At 41.4% G+C, this 23,619-nt stretch carries 18 protein-coding genes; all 18 read right to left on the minus strand.

Features of this window, described 5'->3' with window-relative positions; all coding sequences use genetic code 11:
* Positions 1-47: 47 nt before the first annotated feature.
* Positions 48-1,244 (minus strand): hypothetical protein, encoded by a 1,197-nt coding sequence (locus BM183_RS14665; RefSeq protein ID WP_091687625.1) that lies wholly within the window; start codon positions 1,242-1,244, stop codon positions 48-50.
* A 66-nt stretch (positions 1,245-1,310) separates the two neighbouring features.
* Positions 1,311-3,350: a protease Lon-related BREX system protein BrxL gene (brxL, locus tag BM183_RS14670; protein ID WP_207650152.1), complete on the minus strand. Its 2,040-nt coding sequence runs from the start codon at positions 3,348-3,350 to the stop codon at positions 1,311-1,313.
* Positions 3,351-3,361: 11 nt separating this feature from the next.
* Positions 3,362-5,581 carry a PglZ domain-containing protein gene (locus BM183_RS14675; RefSeq protein WP_170848031.1) on the minus strand — a complete coding sequence of 740 codons (2,220 nt, stop codon included), beginning with the start codon at positions 5,579-5,581 and terminating at the stop codon, positions 3,362-3,364.
* The gene (gene pglX, locus BM183_RS14680) at positions 5,581-9,204 is read right to left on the minus strand and encodes a BREX-1 system adenine-specific DNA-methyltransferase PglX (protein WP_091687628.1); all 3,624 of its coding nucleotides are present in this window, start codon (positions 9,202-9,204) and stop codon (positions 5,581-5,583) included. Before pglX ends, BM183_RS14675 begins: the two co-directional genes overlap by 1 nt.
* A 12-nt stretch (positions 9,205-9,216) precedes the next feature.
* Positions 9,217-12,843: a BREX system P-loop protein BrxC gene (brxC, locus tag BM183_RS14685; protein WP_091687629.1), complete on the minus strand. Its 3,627-nt coding sequence runs from the start codon at positions 12,841-12,843 to the stop codon at positions 9,217-9,219.
* A 2-nt stretch (positions 12,844-12,845) separates the two neighbouring features.
* Complete coding sequence (locus tag BM183_RS14690; RefSeq protein ID WP_091687630.1) at positions 12,846-13,409, minus strand: hypothetical protein; 564 nt, start codon at positions 13,407-13,409, stop codon at positions 12,846-12,848.
* Positions 13,396-14,148, minus strand: coding sequence for a DUF1819 family protein (locus tag BM183_RS14695; RefSeq protein WP_091687631.1), 753 nt, complete (start codon positions 14,146-14,148; stop codon positions 13,396-13,398). The genes BM183_RS14690 and BM183_RS14695 overlap by 14 nt, the downstream gene beginning before the upstream one ends.
* Before the next feature lie 3 nt (positions 14,149-14,151).
* Positions 14,152-14,391 (minus strand): helix-turn-helix domain-containing protein, encoded by a 240-nt coding sequence (locus BM183_RS14700; protein ID WP_091687632.1) that lies wholly within the window; start codon positions 14,389-14,391, stop codon positions 14,152-14,154.
* Positions 14,392-14,866: 475 nt separating this feature from the next.
* On the minus strand, positions 14,867-16,276 hold the full coding sequence (locus BM183_RS14705; protein WP_091687633.1) for a relaxase/mobilization nuclease domain-containing protein: 1,410 nt from the start codon (positions 16,274-16,276) through the stop codon (positions 14,867-14,869).
* Between the two features lie 10 nt (positions 16,277-16,286).
* A complete protein-coding gene (locus BM183_RS14710; RefSeq protein WP_091687634.1) occupies positions 16,287-16,616 on the minus strand; it encodes a plasmid mobilization protein in 330 nt (109 codons plus the stop codon).
* Positions 16,616-16,975 carry a DUF4316 domain-containing protein gene (locus BM183_RS14715; protein WP_091687635.1) on the minus strand — a complete coding sequence of 120 codons (360 nt, stop codon included), beginning with the start codon at positions 16,973-16,975 and terminating at the stop codon, positions 16,616-16,618. The genes BM183_RS14710 and BM183_RS14715 overlap by 1 nt, the downstream gene beginning before the upstream one ends.
* Before the next feature lies 1 nt (position 16,976).
* Entirely contained in the window at positions 16,977-19,064 is a 2,088-nt protein-coding gene (locus tag BM183_RS14720) for a DNA topoisomerase 3 (protein ID WP_091687636.1), read from the minus strand.
* Entirely contained in the window at positions 19,054-19,296 is a 243-nt protein-coding gene (locus tag BM183_RS14725; protein ID WP_091687637.1) for a hypothetical protein, read from the minus strand. Before BM183_RS14725 ends, BM183_RS14720 begins: the two co-directional genes overlap by 11 nt.
* Before the next feature lie 15 nt (positions 19,297-19,311).
* On the minus strand, positions 19,312-20,547 hold the full coding sequence (locus BM183_RS14730) for an ArdC-like ssDNA-binding domain-containing protein (RefSeq protein WP_091687638.1): 1,236 nt from the start codon (positions 20,545-20,547) through the stop codon (positions 19,312-19,314).
* Between the two features lies 1 nt (position 20,548).
* Positions 20,549-20,695 (minus strand): hypothetical protein, encoded by a 147-nt coding sequence (locus BM183_RS20770; RefSeq protein ID WP_170848032.1) that lies wholly within the window; start codon positions 20,693-20,695, stop codon positions 20,549-20,551.
* Entirely contained in the window at positions 20,695-21,561 is an 867-nt protein-coding gene (locus BM183_RS14735; protein WP_139221537.1) for a DUF4366 domain-containing protein, read from the minus strand. The genes BM183_RS20770 and BM183_RS14735 overlap by 1 nt, the downstream gene beginning before the upstream one ends.
* Positions 21,548-21,865 carry a DUF4315 family protein gene (locus BM183_RS14740; RefSeq protein WP_091687640.1) on the minus strand — a complete coding sequence of 106 codons (318 nt, stop codon included), beginning with the start codon at positions 21,863-21,865 and terminating at the stop codon, positions 21,548-21,550. Before BM183_RS14740 ends, BM183_RS14735 begins: the two co-directional genes overlap by 14 nt.
* Before the next feature lie 9 nt (positions 21,866-21,874).
* Positions 21,875-23,605 (minus strand): C40 family peptidase, encoded by a 1,731-nt coding sequence (locus BM183_RS14745; protein ID WP_091687641.1) that lies wholly within the window; start codon positions 23,603-23,605, stop codon positions 21,875-21,877.
* Positions 23,606-23,619: the final 14 nt, after the last annotated feature.

Here is a 23,619-nt window from a genome sequence, read left to right on the forward strand (position 1 = left end):
CCTCCAACTGTAATTGATGATCTTCTGTGTCACCCAATTACCTACTACTATTCACACACAGAAGAAATATTGCTTATATATTTTGCTGCAACGTACAAGCAATATAGTTCTTTATCTGACACAGAAACATCCACAGGAATATACTTCTCTATATATGGAATCAATATCCGAAAACACCTAATCCCCCATAACTCATTCGAAGGAGTATCATCACCTATATGGTTCTCTGTATACGATGTTTCATCACTACTACGCAAGTATTCCATTTTCTGCTGTTCATAAAAATATGGTGAAGCAAAATCTGAATTATATAATCGTGTAAAATACTTATCTTCATCAAATTCCATATTCTGAAGATCATTCTCTATTTTACGTAATTCAGAAGCTATATATTGAAGAAATATCTGATACTTTTCCATGGTTGTTTTTGCAAACTCCGCATTATAATACATCAAACATTCATAAACAATTGAGTAATGGTCAACTGTTCCATCTTCATATTCTATATTCTCTACTGCGGATGGATATCTCTTTTCCAGCTCTTTATCTAATGAAATGATATAATCCTGAATAGTCTCTTTGACTAAAACCAGTTTTTGTTTCGTTAAATCGGTTTCTGCTATAACAATCTGTTTTCCTATCTCTTTTGTAAGAAGTTCAACAGAATCAATAATAGTATTTATACTCGGCACTATATCCTCATTTATTATCAGCGGTTCAAAAAATGACTCATTTGATTCTGGTTTGCACATCCGTTTGACATAATCGCATTTTTTCTTGATAATCAGTCCATCTATGGCAGGATTAAAGGGTAATACATCTTCAAGATATACTGTTTCCGACTCTCCTTTGCCATTTATATAATGAGTGTCAACAGGATGAGCTAACACCAGACTTCTTAGAGTTCTAAAACTACTAATAGTCTCTTTTTCTGTAAAACATCTTTCTATAGCTTTTTCCTGTTTATTCAGCCCTATTCCAAGAAGAAGGTTATTAATGTCCAGTATACCTGTCACAATAACATCAATATTTCTGAGCAAGAAACACAGTTCAGCAGATGAGCGTTCATCCCGCTGAAAATACCCCTGTATGTCCTGCATTGCATTCTTCATAACACAGAGAGCAGAATTGCACTTAACTGACCTTTCTTTAGCATCAGATCGCTTATCCAGTTCGCATAACCGCTGTACTGTCAAAACACATTCAGTATGTCTTTTTCTCCACAATTCATAATCAATACTCATATATTTCTCACGATAATAGATCCACTACAGTAGAATGTTCAGATAAACTCTATTATTAGATCTCTACTATTCCAACGCCTTCTGCAACAGCACCTGCGCATTGTTATAGAACGGAACATCGCACTTACTCAGCACAGTTGTCGGTACAGTAGCCAATTCCGCAATATTATCCATAGGAACAATAACCATTTTTGCTCCGTTCTCGGCCAAGGAACTAACCTTATCAGCAAACTGCAACACTTTTTCCACGGCACCGCCAATGGTTATGTTTCCTACTACTGCAAGACCAGCTTTAAGGTTCTTCTTATATAGTGCAGACAGAATACCAACATATATAGCCCCACCAATACCGGACGAAGTATTATTGCCCAACACATTCGTAATCTGAATATTCAGATCAGTTTCCTTAAGTGAATGCCTTTCATCCAATATGTTCTTCTCATTAGCTTTAATATAATTTACGGTATTTTTAACATCCTCTTTAATCGCAGAACTGTTGGTTCCCGTAACAGTAATCTTTCCATTTCCTGGAACATTTACGATTTCTACTCTCACAATACCAACATGATCACCGTCACTGGTAGCCGAATAACACACTCCCGGTGCCAGAGGAACATTCTCTATTAACGCGCTGCTCTTCTCCTCTGGAAGAGTCACAAAAACTTCTTCCTGTGATTCTTTATCTATATAAGAAAAGTTTGTATCCCAGAACTCCATACCACCGATACGTTTCAGCTGTTCCTTGACCCTCCTACGCATTTCTAGAGCAATCTTGAGATACTCTTCCAGATCTTCACGGCTATAGTTTCCATCCGGATGAAGAAGCTTTATATACCCAGAAACAATGCGTCGTACAGATTTAGCATCACGTTGTTTCAAATGATTGCCAAGTGAAAAATACGTATCAATCGCCTCGTAATATGTATCTTTCCTCAGTGCCTTCAAAAACTCTGAAAAGAAATCCGTACTAAACCCAAAATGCGTTGTAAAGTTTGACGGTGCAAATTTTTTTATCTCCCATCCCGGCAAATAGGCATTAATACGATCCAAAAATGCCGTATCATTATTAACCTCCGTGGACATTGGACTAAACAGATGTGAGTTTTGCAATACAGTCTCAACCGGCTGATTGATGTTACCGTTATAAATTATGGATGCATTACCGGAGATTTCTCCTCCCTTTCCGCCTCTGGAAAAGGATCCAGATTCCATATAATCCTTCATCAAAGGAACTGCATCACTATCCTTAAACAAGTGATCAGTACTCTCATCAAAGCAGATAGCATCCCATTCTCCGACAGAGCCTACTCTTCCGGTCGTATTATTCACGAATAATTTTGCAACAGTTCCTTGACCACCGGACATCAATAATGCGTACGGGGTAACCTCCTTGTAAATATATGATTTACCAGAGGATCGCGGCCCCAACTCAACCATATTAAAGTTAGCCTCAACGAGCGGAATAAGTCTCAACAATAGAAGATCCTGAATTCTATCATCTAGTCCTTCGCTATCCGGCTCATATCCTGCACTGCGCAAAAGGAGCTTTTTCCATTCCTCTTTTGTAAAGTCCTTTCTCTTTTCTGCTATTCTTTCTATACTAAAGTTTGAAAGCTGAATTGGCTTAATATCGTTAACCAAAAATGGAAACACTTTGCTTCCAACTGTAATCATTGGATCATATTCCATATCAATGATTGCCCAAATACCACCAAGTAAAAGCTTTTCATGGCTTCTTACAAGCTGATCACTGATATTTGCTTTCTTTATGTTGCTATTTACAATATTCGCCCAGTAACAATCACGCTGCGCATCTAGTTCTACCGAGATCTTGTCAATTATTTTGTACTTTCCATGTTCCTTCAGTTTTGACTGAATCAAAGTACTCTCTTCTGGATTGACATAGTGCTCCCTCAAAACATTTTTAACGTTTTCTATGCCTTCCCGTATCCGATCCTCATCATCAGTGCTACAGGTATTAGCCAGAAGATACTCCAGTACAAAGGCAGGAACATTAGCACCACCTTTAATAAGGGGCGCAAGATCTTTCCTCACAACACACCCCTTAAATTCTTCCAACGCTTTTCCATCAATATGGTCTGTCATACAAATGCCTCCTACAACAATCCGCCAAGATCTCTCATTTGCGTTTTATTAATAACTGCTTTATCAAGCTGATCTTTAGTATCTTCATCAATAACTACAACCAATGCTTCATTTGCACCATTTAAGGATAGATCCAGGTTCTCCTTTTCGCCTGGCCCCATTGTTAAGATACTGCTCTTGTCAATTTCTTTACCGTTCGAATAGAGCACGACCCTTACCCTGCGCTGGCTGGACATAACATCAACCGCCTCGTCTCCCGAAGAAATCTTAATCGCAATAATATCTCCGTTTACTTCACTCAGATCCTTTTTATTTGTAATGCTTACGTCTAATTGATTTGTCTTTTCATATCTGAAAACAAAGTTCGGAATAACAACCTCCTGAGGAGTAAACCCACCATGAGAGTATCCATACTTTCCAGTAGAAGAAAATGGTCTTGAGCTCTTGGCAAAATTCACATAATTGTACTCTCCATACGGCTCATGAAGAGAAATATACTTATCGTTGTTCTGTTCGTCCACAGACCTAATATATCTCTCCGAAACTTTCTTTGCTCCGGATACATCATCTGTCGGTATCTTATCGGATTCATCCAGTATTCCAGTTAGAACAAATCCATGATCGGTAACCAAATGAACCTCTTTATAACCCATGTGTAACAGCAGCTGAATCTTCTCAACAAGAATATCTTCAAATTCATCGACAAGCTTTAACATTGCCTGCTGCATTTTTTCACCGGCATCATCGATGTCCTTATATGTCAAGACAAGAATATCTCCATCTGTCGTTTCATTTACTTCTTCCAGCTGCATATAAGTAATGTTTTTCCCAGTTTCCTGAGATAAAACCTTTTCACGTTCACTTTTTGTTGCAATTATCTTTCCATCCGTAGTGTATAACGCACTCATATTATGCTCAGTCTCTGACGGAAGCCCTGCATACATAAATTTCTTATCAATCTTTATATCAGGTGAAATTCGTGAAGCCACACTATCCGCCACTTCATATCTCACTCCGTCTCCTACGATAATTGCAATCTTCTTTTTATTATCTTTAATCAGCCTAACAAGATAGCCCTTTTGATTTTCCTTGTACTCATCATAGTGCTCAAACCATACTTTCAGCATGTCCTGATTCATCTGTTCATAGCGTTCCTGCAATGGACGAACTATGCTCTCAGTGGCTTTCCAGTATGCTAAAATATGTCTCATGGATCTGTCTTTTGCTGCAAAATGTGTAGTATAGTATGTGCTAATCTTATCAATGGATGTATCCTTGCACGTGACGTTAACTTCAACCACATCCGTCACATCCGGCCACCACTCTGCAACATACGGGTTCTTCTTCATATTCTTTATTCTGCGCTTTATTCTCTCTAAGGCAGCCTGAACCTTTGAAGAATCCCCCAAATTATCAACCAGATATACAAGTTCTCTACGATCAATTTCGTCAAAACAGTGATTATCATTCACCTTTGCTACTTCAACATTATCCGGAATTTTGAACATAGAAAGATACTTCTTAAATGCCGGCTCGTGCTCATGACTATCCAACCATTTGCAATAAATAGAATATTCTCTCTTTGATATATTCCCGTATATAATCCCCTCAAAGATATGTTTTGAAATCTCATTAGCATAAGTATCATAAGGTTTTTCCTGCAACGGTTGACCAAGCAGCTTACAGAACTCTTGGATATACAGGTTTCTAACAGTCTGTGACTGCTTCTTCATAAATCCGTTAGGATCGTCCATAAATTGAAGAATATCATCTTCCAAAGTAAGAACATCTTCAATCTTCTGGATAACTCTCTTCCACCAGTTAAGATCCTTCTTCACGCCCACGTGGCAAGCTGTATATAATTCCTCATCGGTCAACGATACCTGTAATGAAGTTTCTCGAAGCAGAGTTTCACGCACCCATTCCTTGGACAGTACTATGCAACCACCAGTCTTTGCATAGTCAACCAAGAAGGAATCGTTGCTCAATTCTCCCTGGATGTAAATGATCACATCGGAATCTTTGTGCTTCTTCTCTATGTCGTATCGCAGGAATAATTCATCTTTTTTCTGCTTCCACTTCTTGTTATCGCTCTTTCTTTTAAGGAGAACAGATCCAACACAGGCAGCCTCTGTAAGAAACTCCCATTCCGATGATTCGTCTAATACAATGATTCTTTTACTGTTTTTGAGTTTGGCATCAATCTCAGCCTTTAACCATTTTTCTATCATCACCATTCCGCCTTTAAATATTCTTGTAGTTGCTTCATTGAAAGGACATCGTAAGAAATCAGTCTCAGCGATTGTAACGGCGCTATATTTGCAGCCACCCCTCGCTCCATATCATACGAATATCCCGTCGAAATCAGCTTATCAATGCTCTTTATAAATTCATCAATTTCAACTATTTGTTCTTGTAGTTTTTCTTTTTCAAGCTGTTGTTGAGCAGTCTTTACCTCCCCTAGCGAAGCAATCCTAAACTCGATCTGATCTCTCTTGTTTTTTGCATACTTATTCTTTATTTGATATAAGGTATTACCATTAAATCGATGAATATGGCAATATAACGATATTACTTTGTTTTTACTACATATATGCCAAATTATTGGAGTTTGAGGCAAATACATGAATAAATTAAGGTAATTCGAGTATTTACTCATAAATTCACTGTCAAAGTACTTCCCAATATCACACCCCAAGTATCCCTCTATCTCAGTAATCATTTTCTCTGAAATAGAACCTATTATATCTTCAATTACGCATTCACAAAGTGTTTTCTCTGTCCCTGTCTTCCAAATACTTAACAGCCCGTTTTCACTTGAAAGTAATACATCCTTAGCTTTAACGAACAAATAATCCAATAGCACTTTATCTCTTAAGGTTTTCACTGATGGTTTCTTCTTGGAAACTTGATACCATACTTCTATTGGATTTACATTTTTCAATGAAGAATAATCCAAAATATCTGTTGTAGGCTTATACAATTCCTCCAACTCAAGCGTAATCTCCTCATCTGAGCTCTTAATACTTGCTACATACTGTACTATATCTTCATTGTCGCATTCCGCAAGAAAAGCTTCTTTTGCTCTTTTTGATAACCTCTTATCAACAAGAATCCCATCACATCTGTTCTCTATCAGCTCAATATCAGTATTTGACAATCCATACATAGAATAAATTGTTTTATTTATCAAAGCCTCATATACCGCTATATAGCATTGAGACTTATTATAATAGTTTATATACGCATACATGGTCCCTTCAAGGCTACCTTCATAAAACCGATCAATAACTGTTTTTTCAAAATCTGGTTCTGTACTCCAACATTTACAAATGTCTTTCTTTAATTCAATACACTTTTGAGCGTATAAAGATACTAAAGACTTAATTTCCTCAGATACATTGCCAATCGGAATCCTTCTCAAATCCTGAGGTTGTTTATTCACCGTATTGTTTAATGTATCAAGTACAAAGCTAAAAACCTTAGAGTTTGAGAATCCAAGAATAAACAGCGTATCATCTGTATTGATTGAAATAATTGAACTAGCTGCCATATCAAAAAGCATGTCAGATGATAAAAGCCTCGCACTCGACCCTTTAACAGAACGGGTTGATACAGTAACTCCTTCCTTAAAATCCCATCCTTTCTCTATCATTTGAGAATGTGCTTCTCTTTTAATTTCCGCTCCATCGTTAATCCAATTAATTCTTAGCCAATTATTTCCATACCATCTGTTAAAATCACCACCCTTAGCATAGAATGGCCATTCTTTCTCCGTCACATTATCAAGTTCCCACCAGTATCTAAGATATTTTTTATTATTTGATGTTTTTAAGCCTAAAACAGGATAACCAATTTCTCCAATTGTTTTCTCATTAAACTGTTCCTTAAACGTATCCGACAATTCGTATACGAAAGGCATTCCACTAATTAGCGTAAAATCTTTTTGTTTAGAGATGAATACCCTATCATTCTTTTTTCCAGTCAACACATCATCCAAGCATTCTTTAAATGAGTCCATCTTAAACTTCTCTTGCTGGTTCTTATCTATGTTAAACCAAATACTTTCTCCCTCTTCTGTACTTTTTTTCAGTACATAAAACACAGATTCAACGAGTATTTTAGGACCAAATAGATTAACTCGATCCAATCCATAATCAATAAAGCTTTGTATTTGGCAATGCTGAAGTAGATATTCTCTAACATCTGCATATGTTTTTATAGTCATAATTGTGTGCGGATGAATTAAAGCAACGTATCCATCCTTATCTGCAAAATTAATATTCCTATATACAAACATAGAAAATAGATTACCATTAGATTTGCATTTTTTTTGATAGTTTTCCTTCGAAAATTTCAGCAAAACATCTCCAAAATCTCCACTATCTGTGTAAGGTGGATTGCTTACAACCACTTCATATTTTTCTGTAATTATTTTTAAATAGGTCAATGCATTAGATGCTGCCTCTGCAAAAAACTTCTTCTTATCGTCGACGGCAAACCTTCCAATCGCATCCCCAAGTTTCTCATAGAAACTCTTTTCAAACAGATCAAACTCCGCTGCTTTCTCATACGTAAACAAAGAAAGCTGGGCATCTCCTATATCTTCTTTCAGCGCTTTCTTTACATCCTCGAACTTTTCATCGATCCTAAGTAATGATCCAAACTTATATGCCTGCTGCAAATCTCCCCATACATCTTTTAGCAAATCGCTGAACTGTTTAGAAAAGTACTGTACATCAAACAGAGTGCCTATATCGCTGTATTCTGGCAGACGAAAACTGGCACTAACAACATTGTAATGGCTGATATGTACTGAACTTCTCCTGGTCTTTGCTTTTATAAATAATCCAACCTTAGTAAGCTGAACGGCTCTTTCATCAAGATCAATACCATGAAGATTTCGCTCGATAATAAGCTCTGGAACTTTGCGTTTCGAATAATCGGCTCCATAATTATCAATCTGATCCATATACATTTCATAAAGCAGATCGTAGCAATAAAGCAAAAAATTTCCGGATCCTACGCAGGGATCTATGATCTTGATTTCATCAAGCTGTTTTTTCTCCCGGGTAGCCTCTAAGAAATCTCCAATTATTTTATGCTGATTCTTGATATCCGAATCTGGATACATTTCGAGATACAATTTTCCAAGGCTGTTATCTACAAGGAACTGCACCACCCATTCTGGCGTATATATCTGGCTCTGTACATGAACCTTATCATATTCAACTTTATCTCCACTCGCTTTGAGTGCAGCCTTCTTACTATTGTTGTATATCTCATATATTTGTGACAGAATATTTCCTTGTTTCCAAATATCGTTTTCAACCTGATCATCTTCATCTACAGCATTTATCAGATCTATAATTTCTTTACAAAAAGTCGCAGTTGGAATCATATGTAACGGTATTGATACCGCAAACAAATCACATTCCGGAGAAAGCTGATCAAACTGCCAGCTCAAATACTTCTCCAGCCCTTCAAACGGAACACGACTGTACTGTCCATTTGTTTCCAGCCACATATAATGGGCATATGATTTCCCGGAATGCTGCTGTCTTTGCGTAACCATCTCCGGATATAGTCCATGACTCTCTAATACCTTCATACAGATCAACCTGTTAAAAAGGGTGAATGCATAATCATCGACTATTTCATCATAGCAATATGACCAGTCTTTTCCTGGCTGAATAGACTCTATCAGTTGCTTATAATTTCCAATTTCAATATTGGAATCAGCATCTCTGTCTTTGTCCCATGTTTCCACTGTAATTCCACATCTATCCAATGCATTTTTTACAGCATCCTCTACCTTGAGACGTATTCTCTCTACATGATCTTCAAGCTTCATGAAGATTACCTCCTAAAAAGTGATCTTGTCTGTATCATTCATCGCTGATATAGTTTTTATTTCTGAAAGAAGCCAGGTTTTATATTCAGACACTGTTATTTCAGACTTGGGCAATTCACGCCTTATTGTACTGACAACAGCCTTCTTCTCTTCCGGTACAGGAGCATCTCCTCCTTCTGCAAGCGGAACATCATCCTGCTTCTTTTCCGGCTTTTGACGTATGATCTGCGCATCTATTACACTTAGTTCTGTTTCTTTCTGTCCAACAATATCATTTGCAGATAACACCTCTGAAAATGTCAGTTTCGTGCTATCTTCCTTGATAGATGTCGTGATCTTAGGATTTTTACAAATTCTTCCCTCTGCAAACGCAAGAATGGTTTGCGCCTTGCTCCTTAGCACTGCATTTTCTTCAATATCAAGCGTTTCTATTTCTTGAATAACTGACTCTGCTTTCGATTTAATAGCTTCGTATTTTGCTGACATTATTAATGCTGCTTCAGAGTATTTTTTGAAATATTCATCTCTGATCTTTTGAGCTATGGTTTGTAACTCGACGTATTTATGCATCAAGCCAGAGTCGAATGCACCATTGAAATCATTTGTTGCCAGTGCAATAGATTGAACTATTTTGGCAGCCTTTGAAAGATCATCATTTACTTCTTGTACAAATATCTTCCAGCCCTCCGCTTTTGCTTGTCGATTCTTAATAAAATCAGAACACGACATAACAGCATCTATTGCATCAGAGAAAGAATCTTTGCTGGAAATAAAAGCAATTGCTTTATCGATATAGTTCTGATCATTAACATTTCCAATAAACTGCTTTAACACACTTTCAACTGATGTCATGTCAGGATAATACGCATCAAATTTACTGTTGGCTTCTCGCCATGCTTTTATTTTTCCAGCGTATTCTTCTGCTGTCTTTGATATAGCGCAAACAAGGTCAAAATCATTTGTGTTCCAATCGACCTTTTTCCCATTTCGATCTACCGCTTCAAATTCTTTTAAAACTACAACAATATCATTTTTATGTGATGCTGAAAGTGATTTAGTAATCCCCTTGAAAGAAGCCTTTCTGAAGTTTGTCGCATTCTTAAAAATACTATCCACATCTGGATCTCTATATGAATACTTTTCTGACCCACCGAACTTTGCAATAATCCTTCCACCTCGCATAAGAGCTGCAACCGTAGAAACAACTGTACCGTATAAATAGCCCGTCGGCGGCTCCAGAAGCTTGCTTTCTATACTCGATCCATCAACAAACGTGTTCTTAATCAAATTCAACACTGCTTCCGATACCGTTAGTTTGTCCCCTATCAGAGTTCCGCCCGCATCAAAGAATTCAAAATCCTTTCCGGCAAAATAAGAATGTAGTTTTGATGCGTTTGCCTCCTTGATCACCTTATACGCCACATCATCTTTGAGCTGGGTGGATAGTCTCTTCGTATAAACATTTCTCACCAATGCTTTTTCCTGTTCTGTCATTACAGTCGTAGCATTGGACTCATTTAATAACGAAACGTTAAACAAATATATGATGGTTCCGGAGGTAAGTGCCTTCTCAATAAGTGCACGCAAAGCCTCTTCCTTCGTTTCCCTAATTGACACGAAGTTCCTGATATACTGAGCCTCCTCAATATCTGTTCTCTGATACTTGTCAGCTATATAATCTATTCTCTTTATATCCGTAATCAGCTTATCTATTTCTGTAAACTGACTGTTATCCGGCACAAGGTACATCAGATCATGCTGGTTCTGATACGTATTCTTGATATCATTAATATCAGCACTTCTATCATCCGAAATTGAGTAAATACTCTTTATCTTCAGCTTCAGGCTTTTCTGTGAGGGATTTGTAATCTCATCATCCAGATCCGTTGTCACATAGAAATCGTATCCTATTCCATTGTCAGTTACCTTGGCGGCGCCTTTTACGAAACTGCTTTTTTTATAATGATCAAGTAAGAATCCTTTTCTGACATATGACTGTACCGAGAATTCATTCATCTCGTCCAGCAATCTCTGTTCGATATCGGACGTAATCCTATATTGATTATCATTAAGTATCAGAATTCTTGCCTCAACAAGGCTATCCAATGCGCTCTTAACATCCTTCTCAATCTTATAATAATCATCCGGATTACTGATAAACGCCTTAAGAATATTACTTATGGTAGTAGGTGCACTATCAGCATCTTCAAGGAAATGTATCGTTTCCAAAATACATCTTCCAGATATTGGACTTCCAGTTTGAGATAGAACACGCTCTGCACTTTCATATCTGTTTACAAGAAGAACAGGAGGCTGCGGCTGTGCCTGCTTAGCCATTTGCCATGCTGTCGCAGTGCAAAATAAATCTTCCTCTTGCATTTCTTTCTTCAAGATGTCGTAGGCACTTATTATCATGCCTCGTGCTGCGACATTTGTAGATGTATATCCTTTTTTTCCAAAAAGGAAATTCTGCATCAACTGCAGCTGATACTGATAAAAGGGATAATACGTCGCATAACTTTCCTTACTGTCCGTTTTTGTGAGTCCATTACCAGACAGCATGGCAGTATCCGTTATTTTTCCTGAATTTGTCTCAAAATTGTTTTCAAGTTCCTGTCTACCTGAATCTGTTTTCTTTAACAATCTGCTTCGGATGATCACATCAACTTCTGTAGACTCAATATGGATCTTGGTCTTGAAACGATCCGTCATCTTTGTAAGATTTGACTTATTGATGCTGGAATTGTTGATAACATCATCCAGTTTCTCCTGGGCAATAGCCATTGTCCATACGCGACCCTTTATTGCGGAGAATGCTTCGCTAATTCCTTCGAGATCCAGTAGCGTAAATTTCTTCTGGTTGATTGCTTCACTTGCCTCATCAAACAGAAATACGACTTCAACATCTGGCTTAACAGAAAGAAACAGTTCCAGTTCTTCTTTTAATTTGGCAGCACTATAATGATCTCTTTCCTTCTCAATAGTATCCTTGATATTATTGAAATCGTTCTCTGAATTCCCCTTGCCGAGAAAGATATCCTTTATCACCTTGTGGTACGACATGATATTCTTTCTCACATCACTCCACTTTGCACCATTCTTATCAGCGACATACTTTGAAACATCAGTATAAGAATCCTGCATCATCATATGAAACAGCAGTATTCCAAAGGCATTCTCCGGAATATCCAATGTCCTCAGGAAGTTTTCCATCATAGTCATAGCTATTCCAAGATTTGTATTCTGCTTGGCGATATCAAATTTCACCACAAGAAAATCTTTACTTTCAAGCGCCATGATATCGTTACGGATTAGTGCCTCGTCACTGATTCCGTGAAATCTCTGTAAAATTCGATCTCTAGCAGGCGTTCCTAATATATCCGGATTACTCAAAATGAATCCCCAAAGTTTGCCAAGATAAGATTTTCCTGATCCATAAAAACCGGACAGCCAGATTCCTGTTTCTTTTATATTTCCTGAGAATACGTCCGCAAGCTTATCAAACTCTCTAGCCAGACCCTCTGTGACAATATAATTATCAATTTCGCTCAGGAGCTCCTCTTCCTGAAGATTCTCCATATCAATTACATTGGTTATGTCTTCCTTGAGATCTATTGTAAGTATGTCTTTTATCTTCATCCTTAGTTTCCTCCAATCACCATGCAGCGATATTTTGATGCCGGCCTTATGCCCAAAAACATTATCTCATCATTCTTTTTGACCGCCGGATAAAGAATAATTACTGGATTTTTTCCTTGCATTACAACCTTATTCTCCATGATGTGAATGTTTTCTATATCCGTTCCATTAAGTGCTCCAACCCTTATCAAAACCGGTATCTTGTTTTGATCATATACATCGACTATCGCCTGTATGATCATCTGAAACAGATCGTTCCCCTCTTCTCCAGGTGGTAACTTAAATATCTGGTTCGAGGAGTTTTGCAACAATTCATACTTAAGCATTATCTCTTCTTCGTTTTCATCAACAAATCTTACCAGCAATTCGTTCAGATCAATGAACGCATATCTTTCTGAATCAAGATTTTGTTTCATTAATCTGATATACTCGCCCTCCTCTAACGGTGGGCACATAAAGAGCATAGAGTTTCCACCATTTGCGCTAAGTTTAATATTATTCTCATCAAACGCCCTTACAGCCTGCTCTAAGTCTTGTATCTTTGCTTCTATTTTACTTACACTCATGGCATATCTCCTCGTAAGTCATTATCGGTTCAGCCCTCAGTATTTCTCCATTGAAACTTATGTTAATGTACGACCTGTATTTGTTTTGCAGGCACCGCTCTATAAAATACTGTTTCTCCATAAAACCATATTTCATCCAGCTACTGTCACTTAGATTTGTTGACTCTTCAGCCTGCATCAACCAATAAACAAATAATACAAACTGTTTATCTGATAGGTTTTTATAAACTATTTTTTTCTTTATTCCACCATCAACCAGTCCCAGTTTCTTCAACACAGTCAGATACTTCGAAGCTGTGATACTCATAGTTGAATCTGACCATTTCTTTAGAGTTTCCTCTTTCTGCTTCAATTCTTTAAGGCAGGCAAGGACCTCCTCAGCGGTTACTATCGTTCTTCCGGAAAAAAGGATTGGAAAATAAACCTGCTCATTCAAATAAGCAAACATTTCATTGTTTACAGACATATTCCAAAAGAACATTAACAACATAGTTTCATCCAAAGACTCCATATTACAGAACGTCTGGATCATATCCTTCAGCTCAGCCGTCTTAAACGAATTCATGCTCTTATCTATGGCTCTTTGAAATCTCTTAAATGCTTTTTCGGTTTTTACAGTAGTGTATTCACGCTGGATCTCATCTGACGATTTATCCTTTGCCTCTCCGGCAATATATACTCGTACCAGATCGTAATCCGGAACTCCACCAAGAATGTTTATATCTGAATTAATATCCATAAATTAAGCCTCAGCTCCTTCTTCCGATTCTTTTTCGATTTGAACAACATCATCAAATGTACACTGAAGCTCATCACAAATCCGCGCAATTACATCCATCGAAACCATTTGATCATTATTCATTTTTGTAAAAGTACTAGCGGCTATATGGGTTTTACTCCGCAGCTCCGATTTAGCCATTTTCCTGTCAATTAGGAGTTTCCATAAGGGACTATATGTAACTTTGATTTCGTTTTTTTCCATGCTTCTAAGCCTCCGGTGCTTATCAAAAAAATATATAATAACACTCGTATATTATACCAAGAACCGTGCTTTTCTTCAATAGAAACTTTTGAAATCTCGAAATTTATGTGGAAAAATAAAAAGTTTTTTCACATTTCACATATAATCCTCAAAGCAAGAAAATAACAAGATATTTAGGAGTCAAATCAGCTGAGACATCTATTGCACTCTAACCTCCCACACTCCATTATCCACATTTCGTGTCCCAAAAAACGGACTTCAACTTGGTTTTTCACAAATTGGCAAGCAATGTCTGTGTCCAGACAACTCACTTCGCTCGGCTTGTTGGGAGTTGCTCCCAATCCCTTCAAACATCAGATTTTCATCTGCTGATCTACGCCCCGCTCCGCGGTGCTGAGTACTTATCGCCAAAGGCGAGAAATAAAAAAAGAGGGGCACCCCACCGGATGTGATTCCGATGAAATGCCCCTTTGGACTAAAGTGACTCTTCTTTTGTTTTTGTTTTTTCTCTCGCCCTCGTTTCCTCTTCTTTTTCAAGATTCAGGAATCGCTCGATGTCGTATTTTGCTGTAGCGAAGTCCGTCATCTCCTGCTTGGCTTTTCGGTATTCCCGGTAAGCCTCTTTCTTCCTGGCAAGGAGTTCTGCGTATTCTTCGTTCAGCTGTTTTACCGTCGGAAGCTTCTCCACTCCCAACTCGGAAAATGCCTGCTTCGCCGCTTTATGAAGAGTGATCTCTTCGCGGTGAGCTTCAAAGAAAGCTTTACTGTACCCCGCCTTTCGGTATGCCACATAGACATCTTTGGTCTTTGCATAATTCAAAATATGCGTTTTTAAGACCGAGATCTCTGCCATTCTTTTCTCGGCCGACTTGATCGTAGTGGACAGTTTATTGAAGTGATCAGCAGCTTCTTTGGCTCTCTGATTTAGCGAATCAAGGTCCCGGATGTCATGCTCTTCCAGGAAGAGAAGCGCTTTGGCCACCTGCTTCACATTGTAGACTTTCGCCCATCTCTCATATCCGGCACCTTTTCCCTGAGCAAGTTTTGCTTGGATATCGATGAGCATATCAACCTTCTTTTCAGGCTTCGCGTTCTGCTTCCGGATCTCAGGATCACGCTCCATCTCACCGGAGATGATCTTCTCAAGGTCGTCAGGTCTGTATCCTTCCCCGAGGGACTTAAAACGGATAAACCGCTTCTGGTCTTTCCCCTTTATCGCAGGATTCTTGCCTCGCTTAATCTGATACTCTTCTTCCTCTAGGAACCGAAGCAGCTCTTCAAAATCTTTCGGATTTCTCGCCAGGCCTCGGTCGATTGCTTCGCGGATCGCGTTTCGGTAAGCAGAACGTTTTGGATAATCCGCGCGCTTTTCTCTGTCTCGATATGCTCTCGGGTTGATAACTGAAAGTCCATGCTCTAAGCATAATTTGTCGCTGATCCGCTGGATAACAAACGATGAAAGAAAGAAGTTTTTGAATTTCCTGTCACATGCAAGATTTGTCGAGTTGAAGATGATGTGGTTATGAATATGTGCCTTATCCGTATGAGTTGCAACGATGAAAGCATACTCACCTTTGGTGAATTTCATCGCAAGCTCATAACCGATGGCATTGGCTTCTTCAGGAGTTATCTCCCCTGGTTTGAATGACTGCCTAATCTGATATGCGATCACATCATGTGTCGGTACCCGGTGATCCTTCACATATTCATTCCGGGCGGAATAGAATTCCTGATCAACAATTTGGGGATTGCACTCATAGGCAGTTACATATTCACCCTCTTCAGTTTTTTCTCCGTTCTTCGCATAATCGACTCTGTCTTTTAAGCACTGCGAGACGGTTTTTCCTTTGTTCTCATGCAAAGGTATCAGTCTTGTAGCTGCCATGAGTTCCTCCTTAAATGCTTGATAAACGATCCAATATTTCACCCATCAGTTGTAAAATCTCCTGATGGCTTTTCTGCAGATCTTTGATATCTGCTTCGTAAATGCTGCCGGTTTCATTTGCTCTTTTTGCGTACTGATTCAGGTTGTTGGAATTGATATGAAGGAGGCGCAGAACCTCCTTCACATCCGTCAGATCCAGCTTAATCAGGTATCCGTTCAAAGCCATTTTTCTGATAAATGCGCTCATGTTCTTCATACCGGCCTCAGCCATTCGCTCATGGATCTTTTTCCACTCATCCTTCGTAACACGGACATAGATCATTCCGTCCTGACGTGCCATCAAATCCTCTCCCTGTCTCCGCACAGCACGCATCCGGTCACAGGCTTTGCACCTTCAGGTACAGGAACCGGCTCCTGCAGCCTTTTTAAGACCGACTTCTTTTTCTGCTCTTCCTCGATGACTTCGGCAGCACTTACCTGACAAACGGGCTTAGGTTCAGGCAGGTTATTGATGACTCCGTCGAAGGAATTATCATTCTGCTCAACCATATCCTCGATGCCTCTCATGGGATTTCTGCTTGCCGAAGGACCGGCACCGGGAGTCTCTTCAAAGGAACCTGCGATCTCATCGATCTCAGTTTCAACTGCTCCACCAACCTCATCCCATTTCCGGATCTTCGTCTTCTTCTTTTTCTCCATATCACTTCGCTCCTTTCGAAAAATCTAATGTGAACTGCGGCGCTCCGTTATCCGATACGGACAGAACAACGGTGGTATCATAGGTCTTTCCCGTTTTCACGGATCTGCACTTTTTAAGCTTCGCCCTGCCTCTGGACAAGAGCTGTTCTGCCACTTGCTTAGTCAGTTTCTTTGAAAGAGAATCGAAGAACCGGTTATCCTTCCAGAGTGCGAACTTACAATCCTTTTTCTCGCAAAAGAAGCCCTTGGACTTCTCAATGACATCAGCTCCGCAGTGAGGACATTTCCCAAGAGGCGCATATGCCGGTTTCATCAAAACCTCTGCATCCTGCACGATCTCATAGGTATCAACCAGCTCTTTTACCATGGATCCGATCTCATCCATAAACTGATCTGCACTGTAGGATTCCTTCTCCACCTCCAGGAGCTTTTGCTCCCATTCGGCAGTCATGGACGCAGACTGAATCGCTTCCGGGATAACCGTGATCAGCATCTCGCCCTTATGTGTCGGAACCAGATACTTGGTCTTCTTATCACCTTTTCTTTCGATAAAACCGATACGGACAAGCTTCTCAATGATACTCGCACGGGTTGCCGGAGTACCGAGACCTTTACGCTCTGCTTCATCCGGAGTCTCATCACTGCCTGCCTTTTCCATTGCTGAAAGCAGCGTATCCTCCGTATAGGATTTCGGAGGCGTGGTCTTTCCGGCTTTCACACCAGCCTGAGCGATCTTTATCTCATCACCTTCGTGAAGAGAAGAAATGTCGCCCACTGCAGTATCATCCGGATCATCCTTTTTCTTCTCACTGATCTTTGCCACTCCTTTCCATCCGGGATCTATCACAGACTTTCCTTTTGCCGTAAATCGCTCGCCTTCGCATTCACCCTCTAATACTGCCTCTGCATAAATACAGGAGCTTGAAACAGCCTCTAAGAGCCTTGTGGCGATAAGTCTAAGTACTTCCCTTTCTCCGTTTGGAAGTTCCGAGAGATCAGCCTTATCGACAGATGCCGTAGGGATGATCGCGTGGTGATCTGTGACCTTCTTGCTGTTGATAACACAGTGATGATCCCGTGCTTCGGTAGGCTTAAGACCACTGACCTTTTCTGCTTTTGCGATCAGATTCGGAAGCGTGGCTTCCATATCATCCGTCAGATACCGGCTGTCGGTTCTCGGGTAAGACACCAGCTTCTTTTCATACAGGGACTGGGTATAATCCAGCGTCTGCTGTGCTGTATAACCAAGTCTCTTATTTGCTTCACGCTGCAAAGAAGTCAGATCAAAAAGCGCCGGAGCCTTCTCCTGCTTTTCCTTTTTCTCCGCCTTAGTGATCGTAAGCTTTCCGGCCAACGTGCACTTAATAAGCAGTTCCTTAGCTTCTTCTCTGCCGCTGAATCGCTTGCTTCCCAGATCTCCGATATCAGTTTCCAGTATCACGGTATAAAAATCCTCCGGTCTGAATGCTCTGATCTTAGCCTCACGTGCTACAGTCAGTGCAAGTGTCGGTGTCATCACTCGGCCCACATTAAGAGTCTGACCATACAGGGAAGAAAAGAGCCTGGTGGCATTGATGCCAACGATCCAGTCGGCACGTTCCCTGCAGAGAGCAGCTTCGTAAAGTCTGTCGTATTCCTGTCCGTCTTTGAGACCTGCAAAGCCATCTCGGATCGCTTCATCTTCCATCGAAGAGATCCAGAGCCTTTTCATGGGCTTATTGCATTTCGCCTCGTCATAGACCAAACGGAAGATGAGTTCACCTTCACGTCCTGCATCACATGCGTTGGTTACACAGTCCACATCATCCCGGTGGAGCAGATCCTTCAAAACCTTAAACTGCTTTCTCGTAGCGGCGGTTACCTGATATTTAAATTCCTCAGGGATGATCGGAAGGTCTTCCTTCTTCCAGGTTTCATATTTACTGTCATAGGTTTCAGGTTCGGCAAGTTCGACCAAATGCCCGACGCACCAACTCACAAGATAGCCACCTCCGGAGAGGTAGCCATCCTGCTTGTTGTTACATCCAAGGACCTTAGCAATCGACTGAGCCACCGAAGGCTTCTCAGCAATCACCAGGTTATTCGCCATTTGTGCCCTCCTCAAGCTCTCTTAAAATCCTTTCTGCGTATTCGCAGCACTTCTCATCAGACCCACAATCTTCATAGTCCAGATCCTCGTCCCAGAAGTCGTCATCCTCATCGTCGTACAGGTCAAGCTCACGGAAAGCATCTCTTTTCCTTTTGTGACAGATGATCGCAGTAACGATTCCTCCAGCAACAGCAACTCCGGCTACAATTCCAATAATCAATTTCTTACGCATATTCTTTTCTCCTCCTTAAATAGCTTCCTGAAGGTCCTTCTTGGGATCCTTCTTAGGTGATTTTGTTTTCTGTGACTTTGCTTTTTCAGCCTTCAGTTTTTCTTTTACCGAAGTCTTCTTAGCGCTTTTCTCTTCCTGAGCTTTCTCAGGCTTTTCAGCCTCCGGCTGTTCCATAGTGATCTCGATCTTTTTGTCAGTCTGATAGGAACCGAAATCTACCGGAGGTTCGATCTTGATAAAGCCGATGGGCTGACCGGCCTCCGGATTATCGAAAGGGAGCTCGTCACCGTGAGCCGCGATAAACTCCTCTACTTCCTTCACACTGTCGCGTGCCTGCAGTTTCTCATCGATCTTCACGATCATATCGGATGCAGTCTTTCGGATGGTATCCAGGGATGCCTTCAGCTCCGGTACTTCTTTATCCGCAGACCAGGTCGCAACATAGGCGAAAGAATAATCCGAAGTATCGATGCCGTAATGCTGGCATACAACGTAAGCGACAGATTCAGCTTCCGTCTCTTTCTGATTCTTGGACTTCTTATCACCGGATGCATCCATGGCATCCTTGGAATGAAGTGCCTGATGTGCAGCTTCATGGATCGCAGTCTTTACGGTCTGTGCCTCGCTCATTCCCTCCTGGATCGCGATTCGGTTCTCTTCCAGATGGAAGTAACCCTTTGCACCGGAAGGGATCTCCTCGAAGGTGATAGGCACGGGAACCACTTCTTTTATCGCATCAAAGAGTGCGTTATAGCCTTCCACTGATCCCGTAAGTTCTGTTGTTCCCAAAGCGGGAATCGGATCACCTTCCGTCTGACTCACATCAAAAGTGCTGACAGGCTTAAAGGCATTTACCGTGATCTCCACGGTTTCCTTTACAGGCTCACCATCCTTATCAAGGATCGGTTTTCCGGAAGGATCTGTCTTATCCTGCTCTTTCTGCATTTTGTAAGGTGACGGAGCCAGGATACGGATTCCCTTCTCACCTTTTCTCACAAAACGGTTCATGTCCTTCCATCCGGTGAACGACTGACACATGGTAGCGTCAGGTTTCTGCAGCATGATCAGGATCTGATTGTTCACGGAATACCTGGGGAGCTTCGCACAGAAGTTCAGATAATCCCTATAACCATCGGATGTGAAAATGTCCTTAACTCCCTTTTCCAATTTTGTAGTGATCTCATCCATCTCTGCCTTACAAGCTTCCGCTGCAGCCTTGGGATCAAATTTGCTCTTATCGAAATCTGCCATATTACTTGCCCTCCTTTTCAGGTTTCCTGTTTACGGTCTTTGCCTTCTCCTTCATCTGAGAAAGTCTGTCCTTAACAGAAAGAGCAGGCTTCTCAGCCTGCCCCTTCATCGCATTTACATATCCTTCAAAACGTGATCTTCGTGCCATTATTCCTCATCCTCCTCTTCATCGTTAGGCTCCTCATCATCAAGATCGATGATCTCGGAATCTTCAGCTTTTTCATCCTCACTTATGATGTCATCCACCTCATCGGCAAGACCGTCGAGCAGGTAATCATCCTCATCCTCGTTGTAATCCGCATCGGGATCCGGACCGTTATCCACCTTAGGCTTTTTGTTCTTAACCTTCGTGAAGTAGAAGTATCCGCCTGCACCGCCAAGAGCCAAGATCAGCACGATAACTAACGCACCTGAGCTCTTCTTTTTCACGGGTTCCTCAGGCTCTTCCTCAGCCTCAGGTTCCTCGGTGGGAGTGGGCTCCTCAGTAACTGTGGGTTCCGTCTCCTTAGCCTCCTTCTGTGCGATATAATCGTTTACCGCATCCTCATCCATAAGTGCCAGGAGGTCTGCCTCATCAACCATATTCAGGAAATGAACAGTCTCTGTTCCGTTATCATCCCGGTCTATGATGATGTAAAAGTAATTACCTGCCTTGGTGACAACGGTTATGAACTGCTTTCCTGCCTGACTGGGAGCACCGTAATCATCCACAAGTGTCATGTTCCCATCGGGAGTGAGAGGTCCCCACTCTTCCTCAGGCTCCTCTTCTGTTTCAGGTGTCTCCTCCGCAGGAGCTTCGGGATCCTCCGTCTCCTCATCGCCACAGCAAAGAGTGTGGTCGATCTTGCAGAGCTCACAGTCGGGATTGATACAATCCTCTGTGCACTTATGCTCGCAGGTACATTCATATCCACCGGCATGTGCCATGATGGGAGTCGTCCCAAATAAAAAAGCTGCAACAATTGCTGCAGCTGAGATCAATCTGATCTGTATTTTGTTTTTAATTCTCTTCATCTTCGAAATCCTCCGTTTCGTCTTCGTTTTCAGTTTCATCATCAGTGGCATAAGTACTTCTGTCGGATTTTTCGACAAAAGCATTCCCACTGCCTGCCGCACCAAGCTTCCCGCTAGTAGCGAGCTTTAAGAACTCAGCCAGCTGTTCGGGCTTCAGCTTCAGTGCACCGACATCAGCCAGGATCTGTTCATCCTCAGCTTTTTCAAGCTTTTCCTGTGCAATCCTAAGCTTTGCCTTATCATCTTCGATTTTCTGCTCCCAGCGCCTTACCTCTGTGCGGAGCTTATCAAGTTTTTCGTACATAAGTCCTCCTTATCTGATTCTTCCGTAGCAGTAAAAATGCTGCCGCCAATAGTTACTGTCATAGCTTGCGTACTGGATCGGATTGCCGCAATGGATCATGATCTTATTTGCCGGATCGACTACGATCCCCACATGGCTTGCACCGGATGTATCATAAGTTCCCTGGAAGAAGATCAGGTCTCCGGGCTTTACATCGCTTGTGTTTACCCTTGCGGTCGTATTCTTCCATCCGTTAGCAGTGAGTCTTCCATAGTTCCATCCGTTCCCGCAATTATTGATCACATAGCTTACAAAGCCAGAGCAATCAAAGCTGGTTGACGGACTGCTTCCTCCCCACACATACGGATATCCGAGATACCTTTCCGCTTCATTCAGCATATTTGCAAACTGCTGATCCGTAAGATACTCTGCAGGGACATCATAGTCCTGGTATTCTTCAGACACACCCGGATTTGCATATGGATTGTCACCGAAGATATCCGGTTTGTTTCCTCGCATCTCCAGGATCACTGCGTATCTTTGCAGCTGTTCCTCGGTAAGTCCCAGTGCGTTAATTGCAGCCTGTATGCCGTTATTGGTGAGCTTCGTCTTCAGGATGTAATAGTCATACTCGACTTCCACTTCGTAGGTGTATTCTTCCGTAGTGGTCGTACCGTCTGCATGATGGATCGTCCTCGTTCCCGTTCTTTCCTCCGTCCGGGTCCTGGTCTCCACAACCTGTGTAAGAGTCAGCGTATACTGATAATCTTTGATGGTCTGCAGCATCGACTGAACTTCACTCTCTGTATAATCTTCGTACAGGACAGTAAGAAGCGCTGCCAGCTCAAAAGGATTATGAGCGATCTCACTCAGGTCATATTGATATTCGTCATACCCCGGATGATCTGCCTCGATCCTGTTCACGGTATTCTGAAGCTCCGTTTCCAGTGAAACATAATCGCCTTCAACCGCTACGATGTCTGCATCCTGTGCAGTAAAGCTTGTCGCCAAGATCGAATTGCCTCCACCGCCAGCCATAAGTGAACATGAACTGAGCGAACCGGAAATGACCAAAACGATGATCAGTACCGCACCGGCAATCAGGAATCCAAGAGGATGCTCCTCTATGAATTCAGTTACAGCCTCGGCAAGTCTGCCTGCCATATCCTCCGCTTTATCAACGAACCGCTTCATAAATCCGCCGGATGCATTTGCGGTTTCCCTGGCGCGTTCCTTAAAGGCCTGCTTCTGTATCTCCTTTTTCATGAGATTCTTCTGTGCCTGATGTTTTGCTGCATCACCCTCGGCAACTGTCGCATTTTTTGCGCCGGTTCCTCCTTGCGTCTCGCCATGCTTCGAACGATGGAGCTTTACGCTGTAACCATTGGCATCTGTCCCTTTCCCGCCTTTCTTTTTGATGCTGTAGATACCGGCTTCGGCCACCTGGCCTCCTGCATTTATTGCATCTCCACCGGCATTCTGATCTTCGTTTGCTTCATTCAGCTGATGCCTGATCTCGCTTGTAACAGCAATATTCTTTCTCGCAGCCTTTCTACCCTGCTTATGTATTTTTGCTGTCTTTTTGATCTCAAGCTTTGTTTCAGCAGTATCCGCTTTCCCGGTACGAAGCCTTTTACGCATGGCCGCCGCACGGGAAGTCTCGTTCTTGAGCTTCCCGGCATGTGACCTGTTCTTTGTCTGGTTTTCGGGTTCTACGCGCCGTTTGGCGCCCTTATCCCTGGTGTAAATCCCTTCATTCATTTATCCATATCCTT

This window comes from Anaerocolumna aminovalerica (assembly GCF_900115365.1).
Lineage (GTDB): Bacteria > Bacillota > Clostridia > Lachnospirales > Lachnospiraceae > Anaerocolumna > Anaerocolumna aminovalerica.